The sequence below is a fragment of the Ephemeroptericola cinctiostellae genome (assembly GCF_003339525.1).
GTDB lineage: Bacteria > Pseudomonadota > Gammaproteobacteria > Burkholderiales > Burkholderiaceae > Hydromonas > Hydromonas cinctiostellae.
Genome location: NZ_CP031124.1, coordinates 687,898 through 709,771, shown reverse-complemented (window position 1 = coordinate 709,771; position 21,874 = coordinate 687,898). Strand labels below are relative to the sequence as shown.

The following is a 21,874-nucleotide window of genomic DNA, read 5'->3' as shown; positions in this document are numbered from 1 at the left end:
ACCAATTAATGGATGTCTTTCCAGTAATTTTTACTGAGCTTGCGAGTAACCAAAGCCAACAGCAATAAAAATGCCATCACGCCAAAACCAATGTATTTGCGCTTGGTCTGGTCTGGCTCAGCCGCCCATACCAAGAAATTGGTGACATCACGTGCGGTTTTATCAAAAGTTTCAGCATCTTGCTTACCCGGCTGAACCATTTCAAAACCCTCAAATTCAGAGACTTTCGCACCGTGCTCTTCTACGTCCACAAACTTCGCTGTTTTAATGCCTTCTTCTTGCCACAACACATGCGGCATGGCTGCATTTTTCAAGTACAAGTTATTCCAACCTGTTTCACGGTTGTCGTCTTTGTAAAAACCAGTCAAGTACGAGTAGATGTAATCCGCACCTTTGGCGTTTGCCATCAATGATAGATCAGGTGGCGCAACACCGAGCCAACGCTTGGCATCGGCTGAGTTCATGGCCACTTGCATGGTGTCACCGATTTTATCCGTGGTGGTCAGCATTTTTGCTTTGATGTCGTCCTCAGAAATGCCCAGTTTAGTCAACTGGTTGTAACGCACCATCGACAAACCATGGCAGCTCAAGCAGTAATCACGAAACACCGCAGCGCCATGCTGTAACGATGCACGATCCGTTACATCCACATTGGCCGCCTTGGTGGGCACGCCACCATGACCACCGCCAAAGATGATTAAAGCCACACCAAAAGCCAAAGATGCCACCAAGGCTTTCAGCAAGCGAATCATCCACTGGTGCGCATTGGAAATCGCCCCACCCGCATATCTCTCTTTGTTGACAAAGGTCATCCAAGCGGCCAAACCAGCCACCGCGAGAACCAGCGCAAAAATAACATACACAAAATTGTTAGTCAGAAAATACAACATGTCGTTATCCTCTATCGATTAGTGGGGTTTAAAGTTAACACGTTCAGGTGGCTGTTTAAACTCACCCACCGACGACCACCACGGCATCAAGAACAAATACCCGAAGTAAAACAACGTACCCACTTGCGACACATAACCACCCAAGGCGGATGTGGGCGCAACACCCAAATAACCCAAGATAATGAAATTCACGACAAAGCACATCAACAATGAAAAATGCCATTTTGGACGATAACGCATTGACTTCACAGGTGAACGGTCAAGCCAAGGCAAGAAGAACAATGTGATGATTGCTGCACCCATCACCAAAACCCCCCAGAACTTGGACTCAGTTGCAAACATGAACACCGCCAACACCACAGAACCTGCAGCAAGGATCATTTTTGTTTTTTGAGCCATGCGACCACGGGCATAAGTCATCGCACCCGCCAACAAAATCAAAGCGATAAACAAATACTTCATTTGATCAGTCACCGCACGCAACATCGAGTAGAACGGCGTGAAATACCAAACAGGCGCAATGTGCGGCGGCGTTTGGAATGCATTGGCTTGCAAATAGTTGTTATCTTCTAAAAAATAACCCCACATATTCGGCTTAAAGAACACGATGCCAAAGAAGATGATCATGAAAATCGCAATGCCAGCAAAATCATGCACTGAATAATACGGATGGAAAGGAATGCCGTCGAGTGGGATGCCTTTGTCATTTTTCAATTTTTTGATTTCAACGCCATCGGGGTTGTTCGAACCGACTTCATGCAAGGCGATGATGTGAGCCACCACCAACCCCAACAAGACCAACGGCACAGCAATCACGTGTAAAGCAAAGAAACGATTCAACGTTGCATCACCGACCACATAATCACCACGGATGAAGATCGATAAGTCTTGACCAATCAGTGGAATTGCGGAGAACAAGTTAACAATCACCTGCGCACCCCAGAATGACATTTGCCCCCAAGGCAATAAATAGCCCATGAATGCCTCAGCCATCAACGCCAAGAAAATCAAGCAACCAAAAATCCACACCAATTCACGCGGTTTACGGTATGAACCATAGAGCAAGCCGCGGAACATGTGCATGTAAACCACAACGAAAAACATCGATGCCCCTGTTGAGTGCATCAAACGGATGTATTTACCGCCCGGCACTTCGCGCATGATGTATTCAACACTGGCGAAAGCCACGGGCACACCGGCACCATTCAACGATGCATCGGGTTTATAGTTCATCACCAAGAAAATACCTGTGACAATCTGAATCACCAATACGACCATCGACAAAACGCCGAAAACATACCAAAAATTAAAGTTTTTCGGTGCGTAATACTCGCTCATGTGCTCTTTGTACATCTTTGAGAGCGGGAAACGTGAGTCAATCCAGCCCAATACGCCATCGGCCTCAGGTTTATTATAATCAGCCATTTTTATGCTTCGCCTTTCTCATCTTTACCAATAACGATCTTGGTGTCTGTCAAGAACATGTACGGGGGTACGTCAAGGTTGGTTGGCGCTGGAACGTTTTTGAACACGCGACCCGCCAAATCGAATTTTGAACCATGACAAGGGCATAAATAGCCACCTGGCCAATTGTCAGGCAAACCCGCTTGAGCACCTGAGGTGAATTTCGCACTGGGTGAGCAACCCAAATGAGAACACACGCCGACCAGCACTTGAATGTTTTTATGATCAGCACGAGCACGGAACGCATTATTGCAGTACTCAGGTAAAGGCATGGTGAATGGTTTTTCAGATTTTGGATCAACCAGCTCTGGGTCAACCTTGCTCAAACCTGCAGTCATTTCGTCAGAACGGCGAATGATCCATACGGGCTTACCACGCCATTCGGCTACTTTTTGCTCGCCCACTTTGAGATCGCCGATGTCCACTTCGACAGGTGCGCCTGCCGCTTTGGCTTTTTCTGAAGGTGCAAAACTCGCCACCAATGGCGTTGCAAACGCGGCTGCACCCAGCGCACTTAAACCACCTGTGGCGACGAGCAGGCTACGTCGCTCTTTATCCATTGGAGGATTTTTTGATTGTTGATCGCTCATGGACGACCCCTATTGGTTGAGTTGATTAAATCGGTAGGGCTAAACATTCACCACATGATGCCTCAGGAAGCGAATGCAAAGACATCACCATACAATGCCACTTAGCCATAATAACCCTACTATTGTATCGTAAACTCGCCCCGCTTTAAAGGGGTTTGATCAATGAGGATGCTTTAAACGACAAATTTCATCCATAAATGAAATTTAGCCTGCATTTAAATACGTTCGCGAATAGAATCCGCTATACTTTTGACCGTTGTTTAATTTTTTATAAAAGTACTATTTCAACTCTAACCGAATCAAAAGGGGTAAATTATGTGGAAAGAATTTAAAGAGTTCGCACTAAAAGGCAATGTGCTTGATTTGGCAATTGGTGTCATCATCGGCGCTGCGATGGGTAAAATCATTGACTCGGTGGTGAAGGACTTGATCATGCCGCTCATCAGCGCCTTGTTTGGCGGTAAAGTCGATTTCAGCAACATGTTTGTGTTGCTGGGCGATGCACCTGCAGGCGTGCCACACACCTATGAAGCATTGACCAAAGCAGGCGTACCTGTGTTTGCTTATGGCAATTTCATCACTGTGTTCATCAACTTTTTGTTGCTGGCCTTTGCGGTCTTCGTGATCATCAAAGCTGTGAACAAACTCAGCAAAAAAGAAGCAGAAGCGCCAGCAGAGACGCCTGAAGATGTGGTGTTGTTGCGTGAAATTCGTGACAGCTTGAAAAAATAAAAATTTATTTTTCTCAAAAAAAGGATGAGCATGGCTCATCCTTTTTTTATCTTTGCTTTAGGTTAAAGCCCCACACGGGCAACCATTCAAACTCAATCAGTTGTTTTTAGTGCTCGGAAAAGCGGATAAAATCAACAAACCACCGACAACGGCAATGTTCTTAAAGAACATGATTTGTTGCATTTGCGCCATTTCTGCAGGCGCCGCCCAGAAATTATGAAAAACCACGGCCGCCACTAAAGTGAATGCAGCCAAAATTAAAGCAACAAGCTGCGTGCGATAACCCGCCAACAACGCCAAGCCTGCACCCACCTCAACAACAATGGCACCGATCGCAGCCAAAGTAGGCAAAGGCAGACCCACAGAAGTGATGTAACCAACAGTGCCCGCAAATCCAAAAATCTTTGAAATGCCCGCGGGAACAAAAAGTAAAGCAATCAAAGCACGACCTAAAATCACCAGTTTAGAGCTGTTCATAATGTATTTTCCTTTATATAAAAATAATGCCATGCAAGAGAACCCTTGCTCATCTAACATTCAAGCATGGTGAAATTTTAACGTTTAACCGCATGTTGATAAACGGGGTAAACACCAAATGACTTTCTCATAAATGAAACAATGCTTTGGCCTCATTCACAAAAAAACCGCACACAGCGATGCATGCGGTTGAGTTGAGGGTTGGTTTATAACACATCAAACTCTGGTCTTGGCCCAACGCGCCACCATGACAATCATGAACAGCCCAGCAGCAAAGAAGGCCACATGCGTCAAAGATGGTTGGGCTTCATACCCCATCAAGGCATGGAAAAAAGTCCCCGCAGCGCTGTCGGCACCAATCAAGCGAGAGGAGTCCCACAATGGGTCAGCGCCACTCGGCAACACCTGCGCCTGCACGAGCTTATTACCAATCTGCCCCATCATGCCCGCAGCCAAAACCACCACAAACGCATTGGTGATGGAGAACATGCGTCCAACGGGCACACGCACCAAGCCAAAGTACATCACCAAACCAACAATAGCGCCCAACCCCAAACCTGCGAAACCACCGCTGACAACATCACGAGCGGTCATGGGCTCGACCGAATCGCCTGATGTGCTGTCACCCTGAGCTGGCTCACTCAACGCGGCACTTGAAATTGAGTGTGCAGGGGCGGCCGATGGTGTGGGTGCTTGGGTTAAATCAACCGTTTGAGGTAACGCGGAAAGTGGCACGGCTTGAGCTGGCGACGCTTTTTTAGTCAGATCCAATTCCTGTGGTAAAGCCATGGCGGCACTGGATGTGGGCTTGGTCAAATCAATCTCCTGCACCAAGCCTTGAGCCGCACTGGGTTGAATCACATGTGTTTGTGCCGCTTGAACCACCGCAGGAGGCGTGTCATTGCTGGCCAAAGCCCCTGTGACAAACAAGACGGTTTCAGCACCTTCGCGCAAAACAATCATGGCGATGGCAATTGAAATCGCCCACATCGAGCTTTTACCTGATTTGGCATTGGCTCCCAATGTTTTCGCCTGCCCCGCCAATTCTTTGCCATGCCGACTTGACCACATCACATGCCACGTCAACATCACAAAAGCGAGCCCCAAAACCATCACATTCAACCATTCTTGCCCTGTGCCATTGGCGGCATCATTGATGCGTTCAGTCAGAGCCGCAATGGCAAAAGCACCAGCCAAACCCGCCAAAACGCCGATCACAATTGCCCATGATCGCCCCATCAAGCCACGGGTCGCGGCGGCCATAATGCCAATAAACAAAGCCGCTTCCAGCGTTTCCCTAAATACAATTAAACCAGTGGTAAACATGATTTCCTTTTTTTACTTCATTCAAAACCAACACACAATGCTTGACACAATGTTTTATTGAGCAACCAACACACCTTGCGCGGTGGCTTGATTAAACTCACCCATAAAGTGGTATGAACCCGCCTTCAGTGGTTTCACAAACACCGTCGCACGACCACCTCCCGCAATGACCTTCTCAAAACCCAAGGCTGCGCTTTCTGGCTCTTCAGGTGTGGCATCCATATTGGTGAAGACCAGCTTAATTTTTTGCCCTGCGGGCACTTTAATCACACTTGGGTAAAAACGATGGTCTTTGATGGCAATATTTGCCGTCAAATCCTCTGCATAAGACACGCCACACAACATCAATGCCGAGACCAAAACAACACCACGGGTTAATTTTTTCATCATTACTTTTTTCCAATCTGTATTATTTACTTTTGTCGCTGAAGGCAACGACTTGTTTATTTTGATGCACCCACAACCACCATCGAGCACTTTTAAGACCATTGCCGTACATGCCTTTGATGCAAATAAAAGGAGACGCCCCCCCCAGCACACAGCGACAGCACATACAGCAAGGCCATATCAGAAAACGCCATATTAAAACTCCACTCACGCGCAGAACCCAAGAAACAAGCCCAGACCCAAGACACAGAGCTAATGACCCCTAAAACATTTAAACCCAATGCCGCTGGGGCATCAAGCTCGGATAAAATGACACCTTCTTTAAAGCGACCGCAACAGCGGTGAATGAAATAGCCATTCACGGTTAAAATCAACACCGCGCACACTTTGAACCATAATTTTTGATTATCAAGGTAATCAGGGGTTGTCAGACACCCCATTGCAACAATGGCAATCCCAGTCAACCACAACAGAATCAGGCTGTATTTCACCTTGTTTTTGATCGCATGCAACTCACCCAAAAACTCTCGCCCCAAGGGCAAACCATAGACTGACAACACCCGCAGGTCAAAACTCAACACAGAGACCAGTGCATATGCAGCGGGTAAAAAATGCACAAACCTCATTATCGACTTAACATAGACAAAAGGCATACGCCCTCCTGCAAAAATCGACAATTATATCTAAACAATGCACACATTAAAACACTAATGTGCTGGCGTGGTGATGAGCCCCACTTTAGACAAACCTGCATTTTGTACAGCAGCCATCACTTGTGCGACTTTTTCATACGGTGTCGCTTTGTCTGCACGCACATGCAATTGCACTTGACTGTCGGCCTCCGCCGCCGCTTGCGCAACGCCACTCAAGGCCACAGCATCAACCGGACGTCCATCCCACGTCACTTGCCCACTGGCATCAATCACCAAAGTGATGTGTTTAATGTTCACATCTTGCGGCTTGGTCGTCGCCTGTGGTAAGTTCAATTTGACCGCATGCTGCACAATCGGCATAGCAACAATAAAAATAATCAACAACACCAACATCACATCGACCAATGGGGTCATGTTGATTTCCGACATCACCTCATCGTCGTCACTTCTTGCATTAAAAGCCATGACCACCCCTTAATGTGCTTTAACTGGAGTCACGCTGCCATTGTTGGCAACCACCTGACTGACGCGCGAGCCTGTGATGAAATAAGCGTGCAAATCATGGGCAAAATTATTCAACTTCGCCATCACGCCTTTTTGACTGCGCAGCAAGGTGTTGTAGCCGAGCACCGCTGGAATCGCCACCGCCAAACCGAACGCCGTCATGATCAAAGCCTCGCCCACAGGGCCTGCGACTTGATCCAAACCCACTTGCCCCGATGAACCGATGTTCAACAGCGCATGGTAAATGCCCCACACGGTGCCAAACAAACCCACAAAAGGCGCTGTCGAACCGATCGATGCCAACACCGACAAACCACTGTGCAAACGTGCCGCACTGTTGTCCAACGAACGGCGCAAGCAGCTGGACAACCACTCATTGACGCTGAGCGCACCGTGTAAATCATCGCGGCTGGTGGCGTGGTGTTCGACCGCGTTCAAACCATCCTGAGCCAGGTCACGAAAGGGATTGGCGGCATTGACATCGCCCAAAGCAGCCACGCCCTGCGCCAAATTTTTACTGTGCCAAAACTGACTGCTGGCGATGTTTGCTTGACGACTCACCGCCCACAAACGCCAACTTTTAAAACCAATCACAGCCCATGAAGCGACCGACATGATGAGTAAAATCAAGGTCACAATGCGCATGACCACATCGCCTTGCTGCCAAAAATGGGTGATACCAAAAGCTGAATTCACAAAAAAACTCCGTATAAAAATAAATAAAAAAACACACGCACCGTCAATCACCACTCACCCATAACAACTACAGTGCAACTACAGTGCATTGCAACCGATCAGACTTGATGTCAAACCCAATGATTGATTCGGTTTAAAATCAGCACCATCAATCATTCGGCACAAAACGAATCGACTGCACCAAAGTGCTGGCCACAGCATCACCCGACGCCGCTCGCGCGGGCTTAAACTTCCAGCGATTCAACACCGTATCGCGTGCCGAAGCATCCAAAGCAGGTTGACCACTGCTGCGCACCACCGACACCGAACTCGCTCGACCTTCTGCATTGACCTGAATCGACAAACCGACCGTACCGCCCACACCTGCCTCCTCCAAAGCTTTGGGATACGGCGGCTTGGGATTAAAAGCCACCCCAGCACCTTTGGCATTGTTGCTTGGCTTTGCAGCAGCCTCAGCCACAGGTGTTGGTGCAGATGCAACACTTTTGACCGCAGTGCTCGCAGCAGGGGCTTCTTGTGCTGTAGGCGTTGGCTCTGGCTTCGCCCGATCGAACATGGGCGTGGGCTTGATGGCCACAACGGGCTTGACCGTTTCAGTCATCTCGGCCTCACGCATGGTTTTTTGCTGTGATAACGCAACTGCAGGCACAGGGGAGGACACCCGCTCTTGCAACTTCACCTGCTGTGGAGCGGGCATCGACACTGGACTGTCCGCACTGATTTGCTCCAAAATCACCTCGGTTTCCGCCATTGGCAAAGCTTCGGGCGGTGCCGCTGCCACCATCCACAAAGCCATCCACAGCAATGCAACATGGGCTGCGATGACCGCAAACAGCACCCCAGCCTTATGCCGCCAAGTTGTCGGCCAAGCAAAACTTGAACCACGTGAACGCAAGGCGGGCACGAGGTAAGCGGCATCCTGACTTAAACTAAACTGTTTCATGTGTGTGTATTTTCTTTCTAAAAGTCGCCCACTGCGGGTCATTAATGCCAATCACCGATGCACTCAGGTGTCCGCCCACATGCGCAACAAGTTGTGATAACACCCCGTCAAACGCACCAAGGCCGCCCCATCCTCAGCCTCACCTGCATGACGCATCATGTCGCGTAAATTCACCATGGACACATCCATGTCAAACAACAGTCGCCGCTGCTCTTCCCCGCGCACCATGCTTTCCAGCCATGTGAACATGCACATGCGCGAGCCACGGGTGACCGCCTCAACCCGATGCACACTGGATGAAGGGTATAAAATCATGTCACCTGCGGGGAGCTTGATTTCTCGCTTTGAAAAACCGTCGTCCACCACCAGCTCGCCGCCCTCATACTCATGGGGTTCAGTCAAGAACAAGGTCATGGACAAATCGGTGCGCACCCAATCGGGATGTGCCTTGCCGCGAACCGCATTGTCAATGTGATTGCCAAAAGAATTGGCAGCGCCATCGTACCGATTGAACAACGGTGGGTAAATTTTCTTGGGCAAGGCTGCGCTAAAAAACAAAGCATTGCGCTTCAAGGCCGTCAACACGATTGACCGCGCCTCAATGGCTTCTGGCAAATCCTCGGGCAATTGACGGTTATTTTTCACCTGACCCGATTGTGTGCCCGCAGTGATCGCACCCGAAGCCCATTCTGCACGCTCAACCAAAGCACGGCACGATTTGAGCTCTTCAGCATTTAAAACATTGGGAAGATGTAACATCATATGGCAGCCTCAGCCTTCAAAAAAAACCAGCCTGCGGTTGTTGCAAACCACAACCACAGGCCGTTGCATCAGCGTGTCATTTAAAACTTCGCCACCAAACTCACTTCAGCCGAGCGGCTGGTGCCAGGCAAAACGTGACCCGTGTATACACCCTCGTAATACTTGCGATTGAACAGGTTTTTCACATTCAATTTCACCGTCAACCACTTGTTCACACTGTATTCCGCCATGGCATCCACTCGGGTGTAACCTTTGACCACCGTCGTATTGGTGTCATTGGCGAAACGCTTGCCCACAAATTCAACACCGCCACCCACCGTAAAACCGCGTGGCAATTTATAAGTCGTCCAAATGCTGCTGGTATAACGCGGCGTGTTACGTGGGGTCATGCCCAAAGTGCCCGCTGCCGTACCTGCCGCATTATCAATTTTGGCACGCATAAACGCATGGTTAAAAAACACATCCCATTTCGGCGTGATGCGGCCTGTGACTTCAAATTCCAACGCATCGGTGTGACGCTTGCCCGACAACAAATACACATCAGGTGATGCCAAATCCGTGTTGCGCTCATTGGTTTTCTCTGAGCGTGACAATGAAGTGCGCAAGCCCAAACGACCACCATACAAATTAAACTTCGCACCGATTTCCATGTTGCGGGTTTTCTCAGGATCGGTATTGACCAAGCGATCATCCAATTGATAGGCTTCAGCGGTTGAGTTAAAGCCCGTGCTGTATGACGCATAATATGTAGATGCATCATTCGGTTGATACAACACACCCGCACGCCCGCTGAGCGCCCCAATGTCCAAATTCAAATCACCCAAAGCATCGCGCTTGTAATTGGCTTTCAAATGGTCATAGCGCAATCCCGCGAGCACCTTCCATTTGGGTGCCACTTCAACCGTATCTTGCACATACAAACCATAGCTTTGCGCTTTGTACGAGTTTGGATTGGTGCGGCTGAACCCGCTGTAATATGCCGAACTCAAAGCAGGTGATGAATCTGTATTGCCCACTGTCGTGCCTGGATTGGCCACACTGGCGTTGGTATTTGTCCAGCGGTTTGAGCGCTCACTGACAAACTCGGCACCCGTGAGGAACTCATGCTTGAATCGACCCGTTTCAAACTTGGTATTGAAATCCGTTTGCACTGCGGTTTGGTGTTCTTTTGCACCACGCGCTTGGCGCTGTCGATTGATGACGCTTGAATCCGTCACCGCACTGGCCAAAATACTCCGATCCGCAAAGCGCGGTGCCGTCGCCCGCAAATCACGACTGTAATGCGCATCACGCACCGTCGTTTTAATGCTGGAATCATTGCTGAACAAATGGGTGTAGCTCGCTGTCGCAATGCCCGTTTGATTGCGTTCATAATCGGCGTTGCTCAAGCCGTAGAAACGGTTGGTGGATACATTCAAAGGACGGCTGATGCCATCCGCACCTTTGACATAAGGCACGCCATAATCAGGCACATTGTTTTCATTCAAGTAGTAATAAGACAAATTCACTTCATCTTGCGTGCCCGCACCAATCGTCAACGTCGGCGCAATGCCATAACGTTTACTGGTTGCACCGCTGCGCTCAGATGTGGTTTTGGTATCCATTGCATTCAAACGAAACGCCACATTGTCCGTGATGGCCTTATTCAAATCGACCGTGGCACGTTTATAACTGTTTGAGCCACCCGTGACCGTGATTTCATTGCTGTCCACAGGCTGCGCGGTTTTGCTCACTTGATTGATCACACCACCTGTTGAGCCTCGACCAAACAACATCGACGATGCACCTTTAAGCACATCGATTTGCTGCAAATTAAATGTTTCACGATTGTATTGCGCATAATCACGGATGTTATCCAGATACAAATCGCCCACCGCAGAATAACCACGCAAATTGATGTTGTCACCAATGCGGCCACCTTCGCCCGCATTGAATGTGATGCCCGCCACGTTGCGCAACGCCTCTTTCAAACTATCGGCATTTTTATCCTTCATCAACTGCTCAGTGACCACAGTCACCGCTTGAGGAATGTCTTTCAACGCCTGCTTGGTCTTACCCACGCGGGTTTTCTCCGCTTTATAGCCAATTTGAGCGGCCGTTTTCTGCCCTTCAACCACCACCGTTGGTAATTCCTGTTCACCCGCTGACTGCGCCCACACCGAGTGCGATGCCATGCCCATGGTCAAAGCCACACCTGTTAACGCCACTTTTGCCACCTGCGCACGGCCACCACTCATGCGCTTATCTACCTTCACCATTCCGAGCTCCATTGTTATCACACACCATTTAAACATCCACTTTAAATCACCTTCAAAACAACAAAATATTAACGAGAATGATTTGCATTAACGACACTATACACAATTCATTTTTGCATCGCAATAAAAAAATGGCTGAAATGTGTGGAATAAAAACAACAACGAACATTGCATAAAAAAACGCCTTCAAAAAGAAGGCGTCAATCAATACAACAAATCAGCACAGCACACAACGCGTACCACTCAAATCAAGCCCTGATGAGCCGCCAAAAAATCCAATACGGAAGGATAACGCAGCACCACACCCAAATCCCGCTTAATGCTCGCATTCAACAGTCGGCGCGATTCACGCATAAAACTCCACTGCAACGGCGATACCATGTGCTCCAATTCCGCCCGCCCCATTCGCGGAGGCACAGGAAGGCTTGCCACCTGCGCCAAGCGCGTAAACCACTCCCCCACCTTCACCGGCACATCGTCACATGCGTTGTAAGCCAACACACCATGGGGTTTATTCAAGGCCGCCGCACACATCATGGCCAAATCATCGGCATGGATGTGGTTACTGAAACCATCTTCAACCTCATTCAGCACAGGCACACCACGGCGCAAACGATCCGTTGGCAAACGCTCCAAAGCATAAATACCAGGTGCCCGTAAAATGGTCAAAGTCGCTCCCGTCTGCGCAGCAAAAACCCTCAACTGCAGCTCGGCATCGACCCGACGCACCGCACGCCCACTCTCAGGGTTCAGCGCTGCCCGCTCATCCACCCAAGCACCACCGCAATCACCGTAGACACCTGTCGTGCTGATGTAAACCACATGTTTCGGCGCACCGCCATGCACCAACCAATGCGCCAACACCGCCCTCATGCGTGCATCAACACCCCCACTGTTCGGTGGGGGTGCGGTGTACAGCAGGGCATCCACACCATCAGGCAGCACACCAAAAGCACCCGCTTCAGACGCATCCAAATCCAAGCTTAAACTGGAAACCCCAGCCACACTGTGCAATTGTCGCTGTGTCGCCACAACCACCCATTCCCCCCCCAATAAAGGTAGAATGCGGCGCGCCACATCACCCAAGCCAATGACCAGTAATTTTTTAAAAGGAGAAGTGTTTGTATTCATGGCAACATTCTAAACGCAATGCAGCAACTGTGCTAAAATAACACCGTCTGGGGGTGATCTGGTTTCGACGTGGGTTACAAAGCGGACGAGGGCATACCGAGGCTCAGCTACCTCGTAAATACAACTGAAAACACTTAAACGCAAACGATAAAACGTTCGCTTTAGCAGCTTAATCGCTGTTAGCCGCTGTCCCGAGTTGTCTTTGGCTTGGAGTACAGCGTCATTTACAAAGAATCGACCGCATTTGGGTGGCTTAAATGTGGTTTAAATCCAAGGTCAATCGCGGATCGAGCGTTAGCTTAATTGATGCAACCTCCGCTAAAGTTTAAAAAATTAAGCTAAGTATGTAGAACTCTTCGTAGAGGATTTGCGGACGCGGGTTCGATTCCCGCCATCTCCACCAAAACAAGTTTTAAAGAAGTCTAGAAACCCTGTAAACATCAACGTTACAGGGTTTTTTATTGTCTATAGCAGTCTTCTAATGGGCTCATTGACATCCAGCTAAAAAATGGGTAACTTCTTGGGTAACTCAATATTTCAAAAACCAGTTACCCAAGTTTAAGGCCATTACCCAATGGAAACAAACCTTAAAGAACCATCATCATAAAAAACGCCCAGGCTGATCAAAGACCATAATGGGCGAGTTATTTAGACAAGTTCAAAGCAGGCAAGGGAAACATCATTAAATCACACGGATAACGCCCTTAAAATACAACACGTTAGCCTCCAACAAGTACCATAAATAAAACACTAAAACTTGACAAGCTTGACAAGCTTGACAATGCTGGGCATTATTAGGCATCAATAGACATCGATTTACTAATTAGTAAGGGTCTTAGGAAGCAGAATTCAATAACGGCTCATCTCGCAGCATGTTAAGAAGCACTTTATACAAGTCGCTTTTGCGATGGTTAAACCTAAATTCAGTTTCCTTCAAATGCAGTAAAAATGTGTTTTTCGGAACGCCGTTAAACTGAACCAAACGACGTTTAGCATAGCTCCAGAATGATTCTATCCCATTCACATGATTAGAACCATTTACAAACTCATCGGCACCATGATTCACCCGGAAGTGTTTATCAAACCCGATGTCCACCAAGCCATTATAGCCGCGCCAACCATCGGTATGGATAACGCTGTTAATGTCTGCTTTCCCACGAATAATGGCTTGCAGGCTGGCTTTGGAAGCATCAGGCACAATCTCAGTGTAGATATTGCCATCACGTTTGAGTAAACCAAACACGATGGTTTTACCTGAAGCACCACGTCCGCGTTTACCTCGAACACGATGCGGACCAAAATATGATTCGTCGGCTTCCAACTCTCCTTTGAGTGGTGAGCCTTGGAGACAAACAATCACCAAACGACGACGAATCTTGAGGTAAATGGTGTTGATTGAACGAACGGATATGCCGCTTAACGCAGCACATTCCGTTGCCGTTAAATCAAGGGCAAAATACCGTAAAATTTGGCGAAACTTCGCTTCGCTAATTTTTGAATGTTTGAAGTACTTGTTTTTCATTTGGTCTCAAGAGCTTAGCGCATATTTTAATGCGTTTGCTTCCTAAGACCCTTAGTAAATTAATAGCTATAAAGTACTAACAAGGTGCAACACATGAATGACATTGATCACTGGCATTAACCGCGCACAGAACTCGCACACGCCATCATCACAACATTAAGCACAAACATTGTTCATGCCTTAACATTGTTTGCCCCACGTCGCATGGGAAAAACAGAGTTTCTGCGCAACGACATCATGCCCATGGCTGAAAACGCAGGATATCGCGTGTTTTATTTTAGCTTTTTAGATGGTTCAAGTGGCGAAATCGTTGAAAAATTCACACAAGCGTTGCAGCAATTCACTGCGGACAGCTTATTAGACAAAAGTGTAAGCAAAGCCAAAAGCATTAAAAAAATAGCCATTGCAGGCACATCCATTGAGATGAACGAACCCGCAAAGGAGTCAATCAGTACAATACTGAATCAACTGGCAAGCAATGAGCATCCTATTTTGCTTTTATTGGACGAGATTCAAGAACTGGTGAACATCCCCAGTGCAGCCGGCGTTATATCGTCATTGCGCACTGGATTGGATTTAAACCGCACAAAAACTAAAACCATCTTCACTGGCTCATCACGCAATGGTTTGCTTTCAATGTTTGATGATGCCCGCGCACCTTTTTTTCACTTCAGCACAAACATTGACTTTCCCGTATTGGATGACGGCTTTGTACTCCACTTGGCGGATATTTATACGCAAATCACTCACGATGGCTTGGATGTGAACGCCTTAATCTCAACGTTTGATCAACTGGGTCGAGTGCCCATGCACATGCGTTCATTGATGAAAGAAGTCATATTAGACCCCAATCACTCTTTGTCAGTCGCACTGGAGCGCATAAGGTCTTCGATTGTAGATAATCAAGGCTATGCCACGACGTGGATGCAATTAAAAGGGCTTGATAAGTCCATTATTCAATACTTAGCAGGTGGCGGCATTGAACCTTATTCAAGCAATGCCCGACAGTCATACGCCAATGGTCTCGGCATCAAAGATGTCAGTGTCGCAGCGGTGCAAAACGCCATTCGCAGGCTAACACGGCAGAATCACTTAACCAAAAATGCCCATGGCGATTATGTCGTCAGTGAACCCAATTTTTTAATGTGGGCAAAAGAACAGTAATAAAACTTAAGCCTACCCAACCCCATCATGACGAAACAGGGTCGTATCGAGCGTAATCAAGGGCTTTTAAATTATCAATTTATTAACATCACAATTCAAAGACAAGTTCGATTGCCGTCACCCAAAAAAGTCTCAAAGAAACCTCAAGCAGCCTAAAAATCCTGCAAACACCAACGCTACAAGGTTTTTTACATCCAAACCATCAAAGACATATCATAACACCCAACATTTTTATGTGTAAAATATGTACATAGAACGCATCTTAGAAAACATACTCGTTTGGCTGAAAGTACGCTTGATGACGCGCTATCAACGAAGCGAACTTCTGAATATGGGTACAACAGATTGACGAGCCAGTGTCATTGTTACGTATTAACCTCAACACACGGGACAATTCAAATCCTTGAAGCCACACTCAATTGCTGCAGCACACTGCATTGATGAGCAATCACAGTGGCTTTATCGTGTATTTTATACCTTTCATAAGATCGTTTCGTGTAAAATTTAGACGTCTAAAAAACTCTAACAACACAGCATTTAATTCATATACATTTCGGAGATTTTGAATGAGTACAGCAGCAATTTTAGGAATAATTGAAGGCGAGATTCTCGTTTCAAGTGAAATGCCTATGTTTGAACAGTATTACGGCCTCAAATGTGGCGATCATTTCTTTAAGCTTCAACCTTCTAAGGCGAGACCTAAAAACTTGTTGGCGCAGCTGAATCTGCTGGACAATGGTGATTTCTCCAACAACCTGAACCCTTGGCAAGTGGTGGACAACACCAACGGCGTGGGTGTAGGTAAAGACATCAATGCAGATTGGACACTGGCAGAAGGACACACTGGATTCATCGAAATTGGCCGTTCCACAAAAAAAGCTCAGGTAAGGTATACCGATCCTGTTTTTGGTGATTCACTCCCCGTTATTGGTGGGATGAACTACCTCTTTTCAGGCAAATTTGCATCCCACCGATGCCAAGCCGAAGTGATTGTTTCTATTTTCGATGCCAACGGCAAGATGCTCAGCAAACATGTTGAACAGATCACTGGAAAACATGTGGGCGGCCTGCAAATCAGTGGCTACCAATCCATTGACACCGCCATTAAAATGCCTTTAAACGCTTCAAGCGCCGCCTTCACCATCGAATTAACCTCGCACAATCCAGACCCAAAAACACCAGATGTCAGTGCGGTCATTTTCCTCACACATCTGTTTTTTGCTCAAACCTCGAAAACACAAGATATAGAATGGACGCCTCGGACAAGCAAAGCGTCATTTCTGCTCAAACTGCTTTCTCAGAACAGCAATATTTTATATTCTGTACGCATCGCGCCTGAGCTGGTGGCCGATGCGTCTCATTTGGAAATCAAAGCGTTAAACGATGCAAACGGGCCTGTTATCGACAGCTTGGCACTGGACTCTTGTGACAATGTCAAAGTCATCGTCTCAACGTTGGAAGGGAACGCCGTTAACATTCAAGTATTTGGATACAGCGACGATTTAAACATCGTCATTGACGGTGTTTTCGTAGAGAGCATCCCTGGCGATGCAAATATCAATAAACACTGTCGAGTGATTATCGATAAAAAATACTGCGATGGGCAAGTGCATTATATTGAGGTCAGGGATCAGTCGGGATTAAAAACGCTGGGACGTGATGTTCAGATTTTCCCCATGCAGCTGACCCCGTGGTCTGCACTTCAAGAGTATTCAAACCCCCCTTTTCCTTCTTATTTGGCACCATCCGCCACATTCCGTTACCGCGCACTTCAACAACAACTCACGGCATTTCAACAAGCCTTAGCCAAAGGTTCGACGGACAATGCAACAATCGCTCGGCTGGCTCGCTTGCCTTATTTACACCAAATTCTTGAAGGTGGCTTCGGTCGCATCAAAAAATTTCAACCCTTGGACTTTCCTAAAGTTGAAGCCCCGCATGTGTCAGTCATTGTTCCTGTCCACAATAAATTCAACGTCACTTATTTTTGCTTGTGCGCGCTGCTCTTTGCGACAAACAAGACAAACTTTGAAGTGGTGGTGGTTGACGATGGTTCTAATGACGAGACCTTAGATTTGCCAACGCTTGCACCCAACGTGACCTATTGCCGAAATGAAGTCGCTCAAGGATTCGTTAGGGCTTGCAACCTGGGCGCAAGCCATGCGCGAGGCAAGTACTTGGTGCTGTTAAATAACGACACCGAGCCCACGGTTGGTTGGCTTGATGAATTGCTATTGGCTTTCGACAATTTTGAGCAAGTTGGCATGGCAGGCTCAAAATTGCTCTACCCCGATGGTCGCTTGCAAGAAGCGGGTGGGATTGTTTGGAACAATGGCAATCCGTGGAACTACGGTCGCCTCGCCAATCCTTGGGACTCTCGATACTGCTATACACGCCAAGCAGACTACCTCTCTGGCGCGGCAGTGATGTTACCACGCACCGTTTGGGATCAGGTTGGCGGCCTAAGCGATGAATTCGCCCCCGCCTACTTTGAAGACACCGATCTGTGCTTCAAAGTACGAGACATCGGCCTAAAAACATATTTCGTTTCAAACTCAATTGTTTACCATTTTGAAGGCATTTCTAACGGCACGGATGTGAAGACAACAACCGGCCTGAAACGTTATCAAGAAATCAATCGACCTAAATTTAAACGCAAATGGACCAACTCTCTTCATGCGAATGGAGAAGAAGGTAAAAACCCTGATTTGGCAAAAGACCGAGGCATCCTTGGTCGCGCCCTGTTCATTGACTATCAAATCCCAAAACCAGACATTGATGCAGGCAGCTACGCAACCGTTCAAGAAATGCGACTGGTTCAATCATTGGGTTACAAAGTGTCTTTCGCGCCATTGAACCTCGCGTATATGGGGCATTATGATGAAGACCTCAATCGTTTGGGGATCGAGACCATTGTGGCTCCTTTTTACCTGTCCATTGACGAACTTTTGGAAAAACGAGGCGGTGAATTTGATGTGGTGTACATCACCCGCTACTCTGTCGCCAAAGACATCATTGACAAAATCCGCACGCATGCACCGCAAGCCAAAATTTTATTCAACAACTGTGATTTGCACTTTTTAAGAGAGTTGCGCGTGGCATTGAGCGATAAATCGCAAGAATCCATGCAAAAAGCACTACAAACACGCAATGATGAGCTTGAAGTCATGCGCCGTGTGGATGCGGTTCTTTCATACAATGACGTTGAACATGCGGTTATCGTCAGCCACAATTTGGGCAGCAGCAATGTTGTAAAATGCCCTTGGGTGGTTGAAAGTCGCCCAGCCGAGCAAGTCCCAAGCTTCAAGGAGCGCAATGGTATTGCCTTCCTTGGCGGCTATGGCCATCCACCTAATGCTGAAGCGGTTGAATATTTCATCCGCGAAGTGATGCCCATCTTGCGGAAAAAGCTACCCAATGTTGTGTTTAACGTTTATGGATCACGCGTGCCAAAAACCATCGAACAACTCGCTACGGATGACATCAATATAGTCGGATACGTCGACGCTGTGGATGAGGTATATGACACCAATCGAATTTTTGTTGCCCCTCTATTGACCGGCGCAGGGATCAAAGGAAAAGTTCTGGGGGCACTCGCACACGGTATTCCGACGGTGCTGTCTCCAGTTGCAGCGGAAAGCACGGGCGTCAGAAGTGGGCTCGATTGTATCATTGCTAAAAATCCGAACGAATGGGCCGATGAAATAGCGCGTTTGTACCAAAATGAAAGCACATGGAATGAAATGAGCATCAATGCCCAAAAATTCACAGATCAACACTACTCTTTCAAAGTGGGGCGCGAACTCATGAGAACGGCATTTGAAGCGGTTGACATCTATCGAACACTATAAGCAAGGGAAGCCAAGGCACGGAAAAGCATGAACCGGCTTTTCCGTTGCATTTTGTTATGGGCAACATATTTTTGAACGGATGTTGTTTGACAACACCATATTTAAAAATTCAACCCACTCCACGCGCTTAACATTTATTGAGGACAACATGGAACACCAAGCAGGAAAACGCACTGTTATTTTTCACTATCACCTGTTTAAAAATGCAGGCACATCACTTGACGCCTTATTGATTGACTATTTTAAAGACAAATGGGTCACCCAAGAATTCTCAGGTCAGCATGCCATTAACCGACAAGAAGTCAAAAGTTGGATCGAGTCCAACCCCGAGGCATTGTGCTTTTCATCGCACACAGCCCACCTACCGACCGCTCAAGTGGCACAAACTGAAGTGCTGCCCGTCATTTTTGTGCGCCATCCGCTGGATCGCATTGCATCAGCATACAGCTTTGAACGCAAACAAGGCAGCAACGGCTTTGGCTCTGTTTTGGCTCGCAACACAACGCTTGCAGGCTACATTGAGACACGGCTGTCCCTCCCACACGATTTCCAATGCCGCAACTTCCATGTCGCAAACTTCGCCAGAATGTTTCCAACAAACACTGGGGACGACCTGACTCGTGCGCTGCGTGCGATCGAACAACTGCCGTTTGTTGGTATTGTCGAACGGTTTGGCGACTCACTCACTCAACTCGATGCATGGCTAGAAACAAAAGGCTTCAGCAACATGAACTTGAAGCCCGTTGAAAAAAATGTGTCCCGGGATCTTTCTCAGCCCATTGAGGCACGTATTGCTGAAATCAAGTCCCAAATCGGGGACGAAGTGTTTCAAAAACTATTGATCGCCAACGAAGCCGACATGGCACTGTATAACGCAGCGCTCGCAAAAAGCATCGCCAATGAAACACCTGAACATTGACTCCATCTCCGCTCACCTCAAAAGTGCAACAATCAAAGCACTTTTGGGGGTGTGCTTGCTTATCCCCTTTTGGCACACCTCAACAGAAGCCAAAAGTATGGGCATCGGACTGAACAAGTTCGATTTAGCCATGCAATACACAGGAAAAGCCAGCGGTGGCGATGGCAGCGACAACTACAGAAAAGTGACCACCGCCATGGCCAAAAAAGCCATTGCCGATGCCCAAGACGCCCAAGTGACATACATGCGAATCGCCATCACAGGATTCGCACCCTCCGCCTACAACCGTCCCAGCGATCTGAGCTCATGGATCAGCGACCCACAAACGTATTGGTCGCACATGGATGACATGATGAATGATTTAGACAAAGCCAACATTCAAGGCATTTTTACTTTTTTTTGGAACATTCATCAATTTCCAGCCATGGTCAACGAAACAGCCCATGACCTGCTGACCAATCCAAACTCTCAATCGTACCGCTTGGCTCAACGTTACATGACTCAATTTATAGAGCGTTACAAAGGGCGAAAAACCATTTTGTTCTATGAAATTTCAAATGAGCTCAACAATCTGGCGGATCTCGACAATGTCGCCCGTTGCAAAACAGAGAGCGCCAATGAACTGTGCGCACCCAAAGCCAATTTCACAACCGATGAAATGATCGAGTTCACTCGCAATGTGGCTCATACCATTCATCAACTGGACACAACCCACCCCATATCATCTGGGTTTTCCATCCCACGTCCTGCGGCCGAGCACATGCGTACAGCACCTGAATGGCTGACAGGAAAAACCGATTTTAAAAGCGATTCTGCGGCACAGTTTAAGAAAAATTTAGAAGATGTCAATGCCCATAGCGACATCATCAGCGTGCATTTATATAACAACACGAACAACGTGCGTTTTGGCCAAAGAAATGTGACAGACCTTTTAACATTGACAAAACAATATGCAGATGCCATTGGAAAACCTTTGTTTGTCGGCGAATTTGGCGACACAAGCTTTCAAGCAAATCCAGATGCCTACACCATCCAAATGATGGATCGCATCACTGCGCTTAACATCCCATACAGTGCCATGTGGGTTTGGGAACTGTATCAAAAAAACACGTACCAACCGCATGCGACAAAAAATGACGCCTACAGCCTTGAGCCAGGAATTGCAAACGACTTAATTGGTGCACTGCGCAAAACGAACAATGGCATCAATCCACAGCCATCATCAAAAAGAGACACGACCCCTCCTCATGTCGTCATCACCTCACCTCTGGAATGTGCCCTGCTCTCTGGTGAAACCCCCATCTACGTGTCAGCCAGCGACAACAGCAACACAATCAATCGAATAGAATTCTATTTAGATAAACAACGGGTGAGCACGACAAACACGTACCCCTATGTCATCAAGCTAAATCCTGATCAAGTCAGCACAGGAACACACACGCTGGAGGTTCGTGCTTTTGACTCAACAGAAAACATGGCAAGCGACTCAAGCCGCATACGTGTGGGCTCAGCACACAGCACTTGTTTAACCCAATAGCCATGTATCTTTACACCATACTTTACGACCACACACTGATTTAATTCATGACATACAATTCAACAGGT

The 21,874-nt window shown here is 47.5% G+C and carries 19 protein-coding genes and 1 other RNA gene; 6 read left to right on the top strand and 14 right to left on the bottom strand.

The window, feature by feature from the left end; all coding sequences use genetic code 11:
• Window positions 1-5 precede the first annotated feature (5 nt).
• Genes DTO96_RS03430 through petA form a run of 3 tightly spaced genes read right to left on the bottom strand, consistent with a single transcriptional unit; the run spans window position 6 to window position 2,944 of the window.
• Window positions 6-890, bottom strand: coding sequence for a cytochrome c1 (locus tag DTO96_RS03430; RefSeq protein WP_114562218.1), 885 nt, complete (start codon window positions 888-890; stop codon window positions 6-8).
• 18 nt (window positions 891-908) lie between these two features.
• Window positions 909-2,315, bottom strand: a complete 1,407-nt coding sequence (locus DTO96_RS03425; RefSeq protein ID WP_114562217.1) for a cytochrome b — start codon at window positions 2,313-2,315, stop codon at window positions 909-911.
• Window positions 2,316-2,317: 2 nt separating this feature from the next.
• Window positions 2,318-2,944, bottom strand: a complete 627-nt coding sequence (gene petA / locus DTO96_RS03420) for a ubiquinol-cytochrome c reductase iron-sulfur subunit (protein WP_114562216.1) — start codon at window positions 2,942-2,944, stop codon at window positions 2,318-2,320.
• 315 nt (window positions 2,945-3,259) lie between these two features.
• Here petA and mscL point away from each other — a divergent pair, with 315 nt between their 5' ends.
• Window positions 3,260-3,676, top strand: a complete 417-nt coding sequence (mscL, locus tag DTO96_RS03415; RefSeq protein ID WP_114562215.1) for a large conductance mechanosensitive channel protein MscL — start codon at window positions 3,260-3,262, stop codon at window positions 3,674-3,676.
• A 96-nt stretch (window positions 3,677-3,772) separates the two neighbouring features.
• On the opposite strand, the gene DTO96_RS03410 is transcribed toward mscL, so the two are convergent.
• The 10 genes from DTO96_RS03410 to DTO96_RS03365 all read right to left on the bottom strand — a co-directional run bounded on the left by DTO96_RS03410 (window position 3,773) and on the right by DTO96_RS03365 (window position 12,813).
• On the bottom strand, window positions 3,773-4,153 hold the full coding sequence (locus DTO96_RS03410) for a DoxX family protein (protein ID WP_192879013.1): 381 nt from the start codon (window positions 4,151-4,153) through the stop codon (window positions 3,773-3,775).
• A 216-nt stretch (window positions 4,154-4,369) separates the two neighbouring features.
• The gene (locus DTO96_RS03405) at window positions 4,370-5,479 is read right to left on the bottom strand and encodes an FTR1 family iron permease (protein WP_114562214.1); all 1,110 of its coding nucleotides are present in this window, start codon (window positions 5,477-5,479) and stop codon (window positions 4,370-4,372) included.
• A 54-nt stretch (window positions 5,480-5,533) separates the two neighbouring features.
• Entirely contained in the window at window positions 5,534-5,869 is a 336-nt protein-coding gene (locus DTO96_RS03400) for a cupredoxin domain-containing protein (RefSeq protein WP_114563903.1), read from the bottom strand.
• An 89-nt stretch (window positions 5,870-5,958) separates the two neighbouring features.
• Window positions 5,959-6,519 carry a hypothetical protein gene (locus tag DTO96_RS03395; RefSeq protein ID WP_157964313.1) on the bottom strand — a complete coding sequence of 187 codons (561 nt, stop codon included), beginning with the start codon at window positions 6,517-6,519 and terminating at the stop codon, window positions 5,959-5,961.
• Between the two features lie 54 nt (window positions 6,520-6,573).
• Window positions 6,574-6,984: an ExbD/TolR family protein gene (locus DTO96_RS03390; RefSeq protein ID WP_114562212.1), complete on the bottom strand. Its 411-nt coding sequence runs from the start codon at window positions 6,982-6,984 to the stop codon at window positions 6,574-6,576.
• Window positions 6,985-6,993: 9 nt separating this feature from the next.
• Entirely contained in the window at window positions 6,994-7,668 is a 675-nt protein-coding gene (locus DTO96_RS03385; RefSeq protein WP_114563902.1) for a MotA/TolQ/ExbB proton channel family protein, read from the bottom strand.
• Between the two features lie 199 nt (window positions 7,669-7,867).
• Window positions 7,868-8,662, bottom strand: coding sequence for an energy transducer TonB (locus tag DTO96_RS03380; RefSeq protein ID WP_157964312.1), 795 nt, complete (start codon window positions 8,660-8,662; stop codon window positions 7,868-7,870).
• Between the two features lie 63 nt (window positions 8,663-8,725).
• Window positions 8,726-9,424: a Fe2+-dependent dioxygenase gene (locus DTO96_RS03375; RefSeq protein ID WP_114562210.1), complete on the bottom strand. Its 699-nt coding sequence runs from the start codon at window positions 9,422-9,424 to the stop codon at window positions 8,726-8,728.
• A gap of 80 nt (window positions 9,425-9,504) precedes the next feature.
• The gene (locus tag DTO96_RS03370; protein WP_157964311.1) at window positions 9,505-11,682 is read right to left on the bottom strand and encodes a TonB-dependent receptor; all 2,178 of its coding nucleotides are present in this window, start codon (window positions 11,680-11,682) and stop codon (window positions 9,505-9,507) included.
• 243 nt (window positions 11,683-11,925) lie between these two features.
• Window positions 11,926-12,813: a Rossmann-fold NAD(P)-binding domain-containing protein gene (locus DTO96_RS03365; protein WP_114562208.1), complete on the bottom strand. Its 888-nt coding sequence runs from the start codon at window positions 12,811-12,813 to the stop codon at window positions 11,926-11,928.
• 49 nt (window positions 12,814-12,862) lie between these two features.
• On the opposite strand from DTO96_RS03365, the gene ssrA reads away from it, so the two are divergent.
• Window positions 12,863-13,216, top strand: a transfer-messenger RNA (tmRNA) gene (gene ssrA / locus DTO96_RS03360).
• 432 nt (window positions 13,217-13,648) lie between these two features.
• Here the strand turns inward: ssrA and DTO96_RS03355 are convergent.
• On the bottom strand, window positions 13,649-14,335 hold the full coding sequence (locus DTO96_RS03355) for an IS1595 family transposase (RefSeq protein ID WP_114562080.1): 687 nt from the start codon (window positions 14,333-14,335) through the stop codon (window positions 13,649-13,651).
• A gap of 144 nt (window positions 14,336-14,479) precedes the next feature.
• On the opposite strand from DTO96_RS03355, the gene DTO96_RS03350 reads away from it, so the two are divergent.
• The 4 genes from DTO96_RS03350 (at window position 14,480) to DTO96_RS03335 (ending at window position 21,806) form a co-directional block, all read left to right on the top strand.
• Complete coding sequence (locus DTO96_RS03350; RefSeq protein ID WP_308418253.1) at window positions 14,480-15,499, top strand: ATP-binding protein; 1,020 nt, start codon at window positions 14,480-14,482, stop codon at window positions 15,497-15,499.
• Between the two features lie 566 nt (window positions 15,500-16,065).
• A complete protein-coding gene (locus DTO96_RS03345; RefSeq protein ID WP_114562206.1) occupies window positions 16,066-19,350 on the top strand; it encodes a glycosyltransferase in 3,285 nt (1,094 codons plus the stop codon).
• Window positions 19,351-19,498: 148 nt separating this feature from the next.
• Entirely contained in the window at window positions 19,499-20,269 is a 771-nt protein-coding gene (locus DTO96_RS03340) for a sulfotransferase family 2 domain-containing protein (protein ID WP_114563901.1), read from the top strand.
• Entirely contained in the window at window positions 20,250-21,806 is a 1,557-nt protein-coding gene (locus DTO96_RS03335) for an Ig-like domain-containing protein (RefSeq protein WP_114562205.1), read from the top strand. Before DTO96_RS03340 ends, DTO96_RS03335 begins: the two co-directional genes overlap by 20 nt.
• The last annotated feature ends 68 nt before the right edge of the window (window positions 21,807-21,874 follow it).